Genomic DNA, 12,703 nt, shown 5'->3' with positions numbered 1-12,703 from the left:
GTACCGGTCATCGTGTGGTTGAGTGGGTGCCGACGTCCAGGAAGGTGCCTGCCGATGGTTGACGGAAACGATGGCCATCCCAGATTGCGGGTGGTCGGAGTCGGCAGTTCGGCCGGTGGACTGGACGCGGTCGCCCGGTTACTCTCCGGAGCTCCGGCCGCCGCTTCCTGGTGTTTCGTCGTGGCTCAGCACCGAGCTCCGAATCAGGACAGTGCCCTGGTGGAACTTCTCTCGCACCACTCGACGATGGCAGTGGTGGCCGCCGTGGATGGAGCGAAACTCGAACCTGGGGTCGTCTACGTGGGGCCTCCCGGCTCGGACATCGTGGTCGCGAAGGACTCGATACGACTTCCGCAACCCAGTCCACAGAAGCGACCGTGGCCGAACATCGATCGGTTGCTGCAGTCGTTGGCCTCGGAATTCGGCCCCGACGCCGTGGGCGTGGTCCTGTCCGGCAGCGGCGGTGACGGTGCCGCCGGGGCGACCGCGATCCGCGACGGCGGCGGGGTCGTTGCAGTCCAGGACCCGACGACCGCGGCATTCGAGCAGATGCCCACCTCCACCCTCGACACCGGGTCGGTGAATCTGACCGCTCCTGCCGAGTCCATCGGCACCGAACTGCACGACCTGTTGTTCGGGCGATCGGCGCGCCCTGCGGACGAGCAGACCGGTCCCACAACGGACGGGGCAGCGGCGGAGGACCGACCCCGGTCGGAGGTCTCGACCGACACCCCGGATCCGGACGCGGCAGATCTGGCGACGATCGTCGAGTGCCTGCGCCTGGCCACCGGTATCGACTACTCGGGCTACAAGCGTTCGACGTTGAGTCGACAGATCGAGCGTCGTCGACACGGTAAAGGGATCTCGGTGGCCGAGTATGCCGCCTCGCTGGCGGACGATACCGCCGAAGCCGGTGCACTCGCACGAGCGATTCTCGTCAGTGTCACCTCGTTCTTCCGCGACGGAGCAGTGTGGGAGAGCGTGGGACTGCGGTTGAAGACCGTGGTCCGTTCGCTGGCGGCTCACGAACCCCTCCGCCTGTGGATACCCGGATGTGCAACGGGAGAAGAGGCTTACACGATGGCGATGTTGGCTGCCGATGCTCTCGATGGTGCCGAGAACAGGAGTGGGCTGAGCAGCAGATTGAAGGTGTTCGCCACCGACCTCGACGACTCTGCGCTGACCGTCGCGCGGCGAGGCCAGTACCGCGCCACCGAGGTCGAGGCCGTTCCACAACGGCTCCGCGACCGATGGATGTATCAGTCCACCGCCGGATGGGCCGTCGTCCCGGAACTGCGCGAGTGCATGATCATCGCTCGCCACAATGTGGCGTACGACCCGCCGTTTCCTCGGGTGCACCTGATCTCGCTCCGCAACACACTCATCTATTTCGAGCCGCGCCTCCAGGCACGGGTGATGGATCTGTGCCACTACGCCCTGGTGCCGGACGGGCTCGTCGTTCTCGGCTTGTCGGAGCGAATCTCCAATGTCGATGCCGTGTTCACCGCGGCCGACTACACACACCGAATCTACCGGCGGGGCGACTCGAGCCGCCTGCCGTCCATCGCCGTGACTCGACGCCTTCAAGCTCCACCGGCCGGCGGGGCCAATTTCCCGAGCGGCACAGGCCCGACTCGCGCCGACACCGAACTCCCATACCGCCGCATACTCCAGATCACCTCGGCTCCGATGCTGATCGTCGACGACCGCGATGTACTGATCGAGGTGATCGGCGACGTCTCACGATGGTGCACGGTCGGCGAGGGTAGACAGACCGGGGCGGTGGCCGAGATCATCCGGGAGCCCTATCGCCTCAAGGTGCGGACGCTACTCAGTCGACTGCGTCAAACCGAGTCCACAACAGTGGAATTGGTGGCCGGCGAGGCACATCGCGTGCGCATCACGGGCGCTCGGGTATCGACGGAGTTCACGACCCGGACGGTCGTGTCGTTCCGCGCCGAGGAGTCTGCGCCCAAGCACGGAACGGTGGATTCGTCCACACCCGTCCTGGACATGAATGCACAACTCGTCTCCACGCAGCGGGCGCTGGAGGCCATCGTCGCCGACCTCGGATCTTCGAACGAAGAACTGCAGGCGATGAACGAAGAGCTGCAGGCATCCTCGGAGGAATTACAGGCCACCACCGAAGAAGCCCAGGCCGCCAACGAGGAACTCGAAGCGACCAACGAGGAGCTGACGACCCTCAACCAAGAACTCCAAGCGCGCACCAACGAGGCGCAACAGGCCAACTCCGATCTCACCAACATTCAGTCGTCGCTCACCAGCGGACTGATCATCATCGACCGCGAACTGCGCGTCACCCGCTTCACTCCCCTCGCCGTTCGCTTGTTCTCGTTGATCGACGCGGACCGAGGCCGACCGCTCACAGCCATTCCCTCCACGGTCGAGATCCCCGGCCTCGAGGAGGACCTCAACGCGACACTCGAACATCGCCAGTCGCGCATACGCGAAATCAGCAGCGCCAACGCCGATTACCTTCTGCAGACCCAGCCTTATCTGGGTTCCGACGGCGACGTGCGGGGTGTCATCGTGGTGGTGACCGATGTCGGCGAGATCAGCGCCACGAGGCGGGCTCGCGATGCCGCACTGAGCAATTTTCACCTCGTTGCCGACTCCATCCGCGAGATAGTCTGGCAGCGCGACGCCACCGGCACGCTGACGTTCGTCAACTCACGCGTCGAGGACATCTACGGTCTCGACCGCGACAGGGTCATGGCGGAGCCGCGGCTACTTCTGTCGACCGTGCACCCGGAGGACCGAGACCGAGTCGCCACTGTTTCTGCTGCTGCCGAACAAGATTGGACATGCGAGTATCGCATCGTCCGTCCGGACGGATCGATTCGTTGGATCGAAGAAGTTGCCCACACGGTCCGTACGACCGACCCCGCCGACCGACTGGTCATCGGCAGCGCCGTCGATGTCACCGACCGCCGAGTCTTCGAGGACCAGGCAGCGGAGCGGAGTGCCGTACTCGACGCACTCTTCGGCACGGTCACCGCCGGGATCGTCGTGCTCGATCGCGAGAACCGGATACTGTCCATCAGCACCGGTTTCACGGCCATCACCCGATTCGAGCCACACGAATTGATCGGAACGAGCCTGTCGATGCTCATCGATCGAAGGGCCGGAGCCGTGGCCCCTTCACCCGAGATCGAACCGGGTCCGGCGGACAACGGTGCGTTCGACAGCTGGACGGTCGTCGACGCACATGGATCGTCGCATCCGATCAGTATCGAATTCCGTGCCGTACCGGTGAAATCCGATTCGCCTGCCGGACCGCATTCGGTTGCAATCGTTCACGACACCTCACGGATACGCGAAATCAGCGCCGACCTGGCCGCTCGGGAACAGTTCGACCGACACACCGGTCTGCTCACCAGGCAGTTCTTTCGATCACGCCTCGCCGAACTCCTGGATTCCGGGACCACGAGAGTCGCTGCACTGTGGATCGACCTGGACGACTTCAAGGAGATCAACGATCGCTTCGGGCATCGTGCAGGTGATGTCGTACTGCGCACGGTTGCTGCACGATTGCAGCAGGCTGCACGCCGACACGACATCGTCGGTCGTCTCGGCGGCGATGAATTCGCCGTTCTCGTGACCCGAAGCGAGGACCTGGACAGCCTCGAGATCCTGACGCACAGAATTCTTCTGGACTTACGGAACCCGATCACCCTCGTCGACGCGACGGTGTACGTCTCGGCATCGATCGGTATCGCCCTGAGTCCGGACGACGGCACAACTGCGGACGCACTGCTGCACAACGCCGACACGGCAATGTACGAAGCGAAGAAGTGCGGCCGTGACCGTCACATGTACTTCGCTCCAAGCATGAACGCGATCGCAGACGACCGGGCATCGATCCGCCACGAGCTGGGAGAAGCGTTCCGCAACAAGGATTTCGAGTTGCACTACCAGCCGATCGTCGATGTGAGCACCGGCCGGGTGACGATGCTGGAGGCACTGGTCCGATGGCGGCGGAACGGGGCCGTCGTTCCCGCTCAGGAGTTCATCGACCACGCCACTCAGACAGGCCATCTCCGGGCGTTGGGAAAGATCGTTCTCACGTTGCTCGATGCGGATCTGAACCTACTCGAAGGCGAGCTCGGTGAGACCCGCCCACAGGTGGCCGCGAATTTCTCCGGAATCGAACTCGACGAACGCGACGTGATCGACCGTCTCATCACCTGGGCACCACCAGGAGGGTTCGACAAGCTCGTCATCGAGGTCACCGAATCCGCATTGCTCGACGAGCACGGTCGAGCCCGAGACACCCTGGGCATACTGAAACGATTCGGCGCAAAGATCAGCATCGACGACTTCGGCACCGGATACTCGAACCTCGAGCTGCTCGACAGACTCGAACCGGACGTCATCAAGATCGACCGATCTCTGCTTCAGCGAGCATCGAGTCACCCGCGCGGCCGAGCCATTCTCGATGCCGCTGTGCGACTGGCGAAAGCGCTCGATGCACGGACCGTCGTCGAAGGCGTGGAGAGCCAACAGATGTGGGACTACGTGTGCACACTGGGCGTGGACATGGCGCAGGGATATCACATTGCCCGACCGATGCCGCTACGCCAGGCGATCGACTGGATCGCCGCGGCCGATTCGGCCCGATAGATCAGGCCAGAGACGCGAGTATTCCTTCGGCGCTGCGGGCCGCCGTGGCGCACGAGGTCGAGGTGAACCGGTCCAGCAGTGGATGCTCGGACAATGCGCGCCACTTGTGCACGGCCGCCAGCGCGGTGTCGCGCTGCTGAGCTCGTCCGGCATCGGGAGGCAGATCGAGACGCTCGGTGGCAGCGATACCGAAGCCACCGATGATGCGCTGCAGCTCGAGCAGTCCGCCGTCGGGCAGTTTCGGTGTGGTGGAACGCAATCGACCGAGCAGACGCAGTTCGGCGAATCCGTGCACGTCGGCGAGCATTCGGCCGGCCTCGGTGCGAAGCGCGTGAGACTCCGGCCTGAACTCCAGGATCCGTTGCAGCGCAACCAGAGCCGAATGCAACTTCAGCTGGTCGGCACGTTGACCGAACTGCACGTCGATCACCGACCGAAGTTCGGTGAGCCCACTGCGCTCGACCAGATCGGCAGCCAGCGTGGGCGAATCGCGCACCCCGAGCCGAATCAACGTCACAGCCATCCGAATACCGAACAGCCCGAACCGGTCGACGATGCTGGCCCGCAGCGCTGCATCGACCGGGAGCGTGCTCTCCGCGCGCACGAAACGGTCGGCCGAGAGCATCGCCAACTGCAGATCCTCGGTGGGCACGGTCGCCAGCATCTCGAAGGCCGCGAACTCGTTCTGCCGCAGGGTTTCCGCGCCGAGCGCGAGCAGTCCTGCAACCGGAACCACCGCCTGGCACAGGCCGGTGGCCTCGAGTTCGGACGCGAATCGTGCCGCGACCTCTTTGGCCGACATCATCGCGTCCATCCGCCCCGAACCCACCTCGTCGGCTCGCGAGACGACGCCGATCACACCGAGCGGTCCCGAATCGCCGCCCACGTGCGCGCCGATCTGACCGAGAAACGACACGTCGGTCGCATTGAGAGTGCGCAGCAGATACACGACGGCGTCCGCACCCGACGACGAGTTCTCGGGCGTGAGCATCGCCAACGTGCGTGCCGACACGTCTCGCGACAGAGACGAGGTACCGGGGGTGTCGATGATCGTCGTCTGAGCCAAAGCGCTTGCAGGCCATTCGACGTCGAGTCGGTCGACCTGTGCGGCCGTCAACGACCCGAGGTCGAAGGTCAATCGCCCGTCGCGCCGTTGCACCGGCACGTTCGCGGCTCGGTCGCCGTCGTACCAGGCCGTGACGGCGGGAGTGACGCCGTTGCGGTACCACGTGACGACCTTCGTGCACTCGGTGGCGTCGGTCGGGGCGATATCCTGCCCGACGAGAGAATTCAGCAGCGTCGACTTACCTGCCTTCAGTGATCCCGCGAGGGCCACCCGCAGCGGCTCGTCCAGGCGGTACAGGCATTCGTCGAGCATCCAGGACGCTTCGGCATCACCGGAGTACGTCGATCGTGCCGCAGAGATGAGGTCGCGGGCCCGGGCGAGAGCCGCCACGCTCATACGGCAGCGTCCTCGACCAGAGATACTGCCCGAGAATTCAGTTCGGCCACCACCCGCATGTCCTTCTCCAGCGCGGCGATGCGAGCGGCACGGTCGGTGTTGTCGGCAGCGGCGGCCTCCTGCGCCGAGCGCAACGACTCGTTGAGCGAGCGCAGCGTCTGCTCGGCGATCGAGGTGAAGTGATCACGCAGGACTCGCTGAATCTGCCGCAGCCGGTCCTTGGACTCCTTGCCCACCTGGAAGCTGACGTCGTCGGTGAATCGCCTGATCGCGATCTTGGCCTCGGACCGCCGCGCTTTGACGCGGTTCTCCTTGTCCTCCTTGTACGCCTTGGTGCCCAGCAGTACGCCCGCACCGATCGAAATAGGGTTGAGCAGACTCAATCCGACGAACGTGGTGATCAGGCCGAACATCAGCACACCGCCGTAAGACCCGCGCATTCCCACCAGGACCTTCTGGGTGATTCCGATACGACCGGATTCCAGATCGGCCAGGGACGAGACGGGATCGAGGACGTTGTCGAGATCACCGAGATCCAGATCGGGCAACGCTGCCGCTCCGGACGAGGCGAAGTGTTCGGCCACCAACTCCGAAAGCCACAGTGCCCGTTCGTGAGCCCAGACGAAGTTGTCGCCCACCGACGCGGCGATCTGCTCCTCGAGCCACTCGCCGAGCTGCGGCCAATCCTTGCCCGGATCCCCCTCGTCGACGGTCTCTTCCGCTTCCCGGGTGACGCGCCGCAACCGGTCGCGCAGATCGTGATCGATGTCGGAGGCGAGATCGGCGATACCGTCACCGAGGGTCTGCTGCCATTGCGACGACCGCTTGTGCAGCTCCTCGGCGGCGGCCTTGGCGCGCTGCAGCCCGGCGACGGCCGCGGCTGCCCGCTCCGGATCCTTCAGTGCCGCAAGCTCACTACCGAACGAGAGCGTCAGATGTTCGGTGACAGAACGGACATCGAGCGAGACCGAGGAGCGCGCCAGCACATCCGCCCGGGCCACCACGTCGTCCCGCAGAAACGCGTAGAGCTGCTGAAAACCGGACTCGGCGTTGAGTTCCTCGTCGTTCAAACGCAGTGCGTGCGAACGCAACAGAGACGAGACCGGCAACATCTGCACGTCGATGCCTGCGCGATCCAGGTGTCCACGATTGGCCTCGACGATCTGCCGCCAGTGCGGATACAGGTCGATCTTGGTGATCAGCACCGCCACGGCCGGGCACAGTCCCTGCACCTGCCGGAGAAAGGACAGTTCCGGCTCGGTGAATTCGCGCGAGGCATCGGACACGACGAGCACCGCGTCGGCCGACGGAATGAGACCCAATGTGCCTGCCGCGTGCGGATTCGTGTGCCCACCGACTCCGGGAGTGTCGACCAGTACCAACCCGTCGGCGAGCAACGGGCTCGCCACCCCGATGTCCAGGCGCAACACCTCACGGCCCTGGGCCAGCGGACTCGACGGGGTGACCGTCGTGATCTGCTCGGGCGGAACGTCGACTCGAATCGGTTCGTTGCCCGGATCGGCGAGTACGAGCTGCGCGGACAGGCTCTCGGCATTGGACACCACGGTCGGGATGGCGGTGGTCTCGTCGTCTCCCACCGAGCACACCGTCAGATTGAGCAGCGAGTTCACGAACTGACTCTTGCCCTGCTTGAGCGGTCCGACCACGATGATGCGTCGACGTGGATCCAGCACTCGCGAGCGCGCCGCCTCGACTCGATCCACCAGGTCGGATCTTCCCGCCGATGTCGCCACCGCTGCGGTTCGGCTCAGCAGCTCTGCCAGCTCCGTAGATTGCCCGTCCATACGCTCGTGCTCACAACCGTTCTCGTCGACTTCCGCGGTACCCGGGCTCCACTGACGCCCAGGAACGAACTCTAGCTACGACTCGGCCCCGAGTGCCGGGGAACACTCGGGGCCGAGTCATGTCATTGCCTGCCCGCAGGCGAGGGGATCAGGGCTGCGTCGGGTCGAAGTCGTGATCGACGGTCACATGTCCCAGGGAGTCCGCTGCCGAGTCCACCGAACCGTGCAGGCTCGAGTCGCTGAACAGGCTCGAATCGGTCTCGCCCTGACCGAAGACGTCCGAGTCGACGCTCGACCAGCCGGAGCCGTTCGCAGTAGCCGAGGAATCGAACGAGCTGGAGTGATCGAACGATCCCGATGCCGCGGAGGAAAGGCTGCCGCCTGCGTCTGCCAGTCCCTCGACACCCGACTGCAGGCCACCGGTGAGGCCGCCCGCGGCCTGGCCACCGAGGTCGGCAGCGGAATCAAACCCGCCGCCCGCGGAAGCCGCAGCGTCCGCACCAGCATCCAAACCCGCACCCACGGTGGACGCGAAGTCGCCTCCGATCGAGGCACCGGTGTCCAGTCCTGCGCCGACGTTGGACGCGATCTCGCCGCCCACCGAGGTTCCGGCGTCGACTACTCCGCCCGCGGCACCTTCGAGGCCACCGGCAACCGAGCCTGCAGCTCCCGCGGCACCTTCGAGGCCCGCACCTGCGGACGCCGCTGCATCGATTCCGCCGCTCACCGCACCGGTGACGGCTCCTTCGAGTCCGGCACCGGCCGAGGCCGCAGCATCCACGCCACCGGCGACTCCGCCCGCCACTCCGCCCGCGATACCGCCGCCGAGGCTGCCGAGTCCGGCCAGGCCGCCGGTCAGACCCGCACCTGCATCACCCACTCCGGCCAGACCACCGGCCACACCTGCACCGACGTTCCCGACGCCTGCCAAGCCACCGGCCAGTTCGCCACCGACGTTCCCGACGCCGGCCAGGCCACCGGCCAGATCGCCACCCACGTTTCCGACGCCGGCCAAGCCACCGGCCAGATCAGCACCGACGTTTCCGACGCCGGCCAGACCACCGGCCAGATCAGCACCGACGTTTCCGACGCCGGCCAGGCCACCGGCCAGATCGCCACCCACGTTCCCGACGCCGGCCAGGCCACCGGTCAGATCGGCACCGACGTTTCCGAGGCCTGCGAGTCCTCCGGTGAGGCCCGCGCCCAGTCCGCCGAGTCCGGCCAGGCCGCCCGACAGGTCTGCACCGAGTCCGCCGACTCCGGCGAGTGCTCCTTCGACGGTTCCCGAGAGGTCTGCTCCGGCGGCAACCGCTGCGTCGATCGCTCCGACGAGTCCTGCGCTGACGTCGGCTCCGGCTCCGAGTGCGGCTCCGAGGTCGAGTGCTGCGCTGGTGTCGAGTACCGATTCGAGGGCGGTGCCGAGCTGGGCTCCGGCTGCTCCGCCGACGCCGAATGCCGTTCCGAGGATGCCTTCGAGGCCCCCGGCAACTCCGCCTTCGAGGCCGCCGACAAGTCCGCCGCCGATGCCTGCGCCTGCTCCGATCGTGCCGTCGAGTGCAGCGTCGAGTGCGGCGGTGAGGCTCCCGACTGCGCTGGTGTCGAGATCGAGTGCGGTTCCCAGTGCGCCGCCGACCACTGCGCCGAGGTTGCCGCCCGCGGCCAGCAGGGCGTCGACATCGAGGTCTGCGAGGGCACCTGCGTCGAGGACTGCTCCGAGCGCGGATCCGATGGATCCTGCGATGGCACCGTCTGCGGCGAAGAGACCGCCCAGGCTCGCGCCGACTCCGCCTGCGAGGTCGCCGACCAGTGCGCCGCCCGCGCCGAGCGCTCCGTCCAATGCGGCACCGATGTCGGTGGTCAGGTCTGCTCCGATGGTTCCCAGCCCGCCGAGTGCGCCGCCGATTCCCGCGGTCAGAGCGGCACCGAGGTCGCCGGCGATGTCCAGTCCGGCTCCGGCACCGAGTGCGGCGTCGAAGACTCCTCCGAGGGCAGCGCCGAGCTCTGCACCGATGGTTCCGCCGACTCCGAAGACCGCACCGAGTGCGCCGGCCAGGCCGCCCTGGATGTCGGCCAGTGCGCCGAGATCGACGGCACCGGTCGCGCCGATCGCGGCGTCGAGTGCTGCCTGCAGCTGTGCGGCGATGTCTCCGCCGATCTCGCCGCCGATGCCTGCGCCTGCTCCGATCAGTCCGGTCAGTGCAGCGCCGAGTCCGACGGTTCCGCCGAGCAGACCGTCGAGGTCCAGATCCACGCCGCCGCCGAGCCCGCCGCCGATACCTGCGCCTGCACCGATCAGGGCGTCGAGTGCGCCGCCGAAGGCAGTGCCGAGCTCGAGACCGATCTGGCCTCCGACGGCCAACGCTGCTGCGAGTGCTGCCTGCAGGGAAGCAGCGATCTCACCGGTGACGTCGATTCCACCGGTCAGGCTGCCGCCCGCTGCGAGTCCGCCGCCTGCGACTGCGCCCGCTGCCAATCCGAGTCCGGCCGACAGTCCGCCACCGAGGCTCGCGCCTCCGGCGAGTGCGCCGTCGAGTCCCGCCGACCCGCCTGCACCCAGGATGGCCGAGAGCTGGCTGCCCGCACCGGCGAACAGTCCCGACTCCGCGACCAGAGGTGCGACCGCGACGATGTCGGCGTGAGTGACGTCGCCGAGTCCCGCGGCGGCCAGCGTCGTCTCGGGATTGGCGCAGTAGGCGGCTGCGGCCTGGTCGTCGCGCAGCAGGCTGAGGATGAAATCGAGTACGGCGTTGGTAGCCATCGTGGGTCTCCTTGACGAGGGGTGCTTCGTGGTTGATCACAAAGCTATGCACCGCAGAGCCCCCGCCCAACGGGGCCGATCCCCCTACTCCCCCGGGGGTTGCCAGGGGACTTCGATTAGGGGATCTCGGCGCTTTAGGGGATTTCACTCGTTTCACGCTCTAACCTGCTGTGAGACGTAACGAATAGGTAGCTTCTGCCGACAGTCGAGTAACGGCAGTAGTACCGACGGCAGGGCGAGACGAAGGCGGCGACACGACGATGAACGCAGGGCTCGGCATACGTATCGGTTCGGTGACGGCGGCGGCCGCACTGGACACCGATCCCGTCACCTCGGTGGTCAAGCGTTCGGCACTCGACCTCCGCCCGGGCGAAGCCCCGCGTCTGGCAGAGCTGTGGGACCGGTCCACTCGGAATCTGATCAGCGGCTTCGCCGACCGGGTCGGCGATCCGGTGGAACTGATCGACGACGACGGCCGCAGCCATCACGCCGAGGACCTGTACGCCACCGCTGCTCGCGCGCTCGTCGCCGAGGCCTCCGCCGGAACCGAGTCCGCTCCTACCGTCGTCGTCACTCACCCCACTCGCTGGACCGCGTACACCGCGGAGGTTCTCGGTGACGCGCTGGACCGCGCGGGGCTCACCGACGTCACGCTGGTCCCGGAGTCCGTCGCAACGATGCGCTGGCTCGAAGTCACCCGAGGAACGCAGTCCGATGGCCTGGCCGTGGTCTACGACCTCGGTGCGACCGCACTCGACGTCACTCTGATGCGCACCGGCTCCGAGGCAGGCACCGTCGGCACCGGGGTTCACTCGCAGGAGTACGGCGGCGCGCAGTTCGATCACGCGATCATGCAGTACGTGCTCGACACCGTCTCGGGCAGCCAGTCCTTCGAATTCGATCCCTTCGACCCCGATACCGTCGGCGCGCTGGTGGAACTGCGGGCACGCTGCGGTGAAGCGAAGGAACAACTCTCCTACGACACCTCGACGTCTCTGACGGTCGACCTGCCGGGCCTGCACACCGAGGTTCGCCTGGTGCGCTCCGAGCTCGAAGAACTGGTGCGCGCATCTCTGCTCGGGTCGATCGGGGTGGTACGCGACGCCGTCACGGCCGCCGGCCTCGACGTCACCGACATCGACCAGGTGGTCCTCGTCGGTGGCAGCTCGGCCATACCACTGGTCGCCGAGCTGATGTCGTCCGAACTGCGTGCACCCGTGGTCGCCGGACCGCGTCCCGAACTGACCGTCGCAATCGGTGCCGCGATTCTCGGCAGCGACATCGCCGACGCCACCGCCTCCGACGACGCCGCAGCCTTGGCCGCGGCACCCACCACGGCAGTGGCGTCCGCTGCGGCGGCCGCGCCGATGCCTCGCCCCACCCCCCGGCCCGCACCGACGCCAACCGCCGTCGAATCCGACGCAGGGATGTCCGGTCGCAAGAAGGCCGGCGTCGTGGCCGGATCCGTTCTCGTCCTCGCCCTTCTGGCCGGCGGAGGCCTGTCGGTGGGAACGGCGTTGACCTCCGACAACACCACTCCGGCCGAATCGAACGCGGAAACGTCGATCTCGAGCACCGAGACGCCGGGCACCACCGCAGCGGTGGCGGATGCCGCTACGACGACGGCGGCCACCGGCGAGAACGGTGTCGCCGCAACCGGATCCGAGAGCGCACCGACCACGGTGGTCAACGCCGACGGCACGGTGACGCAGATCGACCCCACCACCGGCGCTCCGGTCGCGGGAGCGCCTGCTGCAGCCCCCGCCGACAACGGCGCGGCCACGGTTCCGACTGTCCCGTCCGTCGCTGCTCCGACCGTTCCCAACTACCAACCGCCTGCCGTCCAGGTTCCGCAGGCACCGAGCGTGCAGGTTCCCAGTTATCAGGGCCCCACCCTCGGCGATGTCGGACAGGGCGTCGGTAACGGGCTCGGCGGAGTGGTCGGCGGCGTCGGCGACGGCCTCGGCGGTGTCGTCGGCGGCGTCGGTGACGGACTCGGCGGAGCCCTCGGCGGCTTGACCGGCCGATAGGTCG

At 66.8% G+C, this 12,703-nt stretch carries 5 protein-coding genes; 2 read left to right on the top strand and 3 right to left on the bottom strand.

Features of this window, described 5'->3' with window-relative positions:
• Positions 1-54: 54 nt before the first annotated feature.
• Positions 55-4,644 carry an EAL domain-containing protein gene (locus CH249_RS19900; RefSeq protein ID WP_094683587.1) on the top strand — a complete coding sequence of 1,530 codons (4,590 nt, stop codon included), beginning with the start codon at positions 55-57 and terminating at the stop codon, positions 4,642-4,644.
• A gap of 1 nt (position 4,645) precedes the next feature.
• On the opposite strand, the gene CH249_RS19895 is transcribed toward CH249_RS19900, so the two are convergent.
• From CH249_RS19895 to CH249_RS19885, 3 genes are all read right to left on the bottom strand, one after another.
• Positions 4,646-6,106 (bottom strand): dynamin family protein, encoded by a 1,461-nt coding sequence (locus CH249_RS19895; RefSeq protein ID WP_032396077.1) that lies wholly within the window; start codon positions 6,104-6,106, stop codon positions 4,646-4,648.
• Positions 6,103-7,911, bottom strand: coding sequence for a dynamin family protein (locus CH249_RS19890; protein ID WP_032396078.1), 1,809 nt, complete (start codon positions 7,909-7,911; stop codon positions 6,103-6,105). Before CH249_RS19890 ends, CH249_RS19895 begins: the two co-directional genes overlap by 4 nt.
• A gap of 148 nt (positions 7,912-8,059) precedes the next feature.
• Complete coding sequence (locus tag CH249_RS19885; protein ID WP_094683586.1) at positions 8,060-10,669, bottom strand: IniB N-terminal domain-containing protein; 2,610 nt, start codon at positions 10,667-10,669, stop codon at positions 8,060-8,062.
• A 260-nt stretch (positions 10,670-10,929) separates the two neighbouring features.
• On the opposite strand from CH249_RS19885, the gene CH249_RS19880 reads away from it, so the two are divergent.
• Positions 10,930-12,699 (top strand): Hsp70 family protein, encoded by a 1,770-nt coding sequence (locus CH249_RS19880; protein WP_094683585.1) that lies wholly within the window; start codon positions 10,930-10,932, stop codon positions 12,697-12,699.
• Positions 12,700-12,703 lie beyond the last annotated feature (4 nt).

The sequence above is a fragment of the Rhodococcus sp. 05-2255-3B1 genome (genome assembly GCF_002258545.1).
Lineage (GTDB): Bacteria > Actinomycetota > Actinomycetes > Mycobacteriales > Mycobacteriaceae > Rhodococcoides.
Note: the sequence above shows the minus strand (reverse complement) of the source record. Positions and strands in the feature narration are given on the sequence as shown.

Excerpts from the sequence above, each read along its gene's own strand:
- CH249_RS19900 (WP_094683587.1), top strand. The coding sequence starts at position 55 with ATGGTTGACGGAAACGATGGCCATCCCAGATTGCGGGTGGTCGGAGTC.
- CH249_RS19895 (WP_032396077.1), bottom strand. The coding sequence starts at position 6,106 with ATGAGCGTGGCGGCTCTCGCCCGGGCCCGCGACCTCATCTCTGCGGCA.
- CH249_RS19890 (WP_032396078.1), bottom strand. The coding sequence starts at position 7,911 with ATGGACGGGCAATCTACGGAGCTGGCAGAGCTGCTGAGCCGAACCGCA.
- CH249_RS19885 (WP_094683586.1), bottom strand. The coding sequence starts at position 10,669 with ATGGCTACCAACGCCGTACTCGATTTCATCCTCAGCCTGCTGCGCGAC.
- CH249_RS19880 (WP_094683585.1), top strand. The coding sequence starts at position 10,930 with ATGAACGCAGGGCTCGGCATACGTATCGGTTCGGTGACGGCGGCGGCC.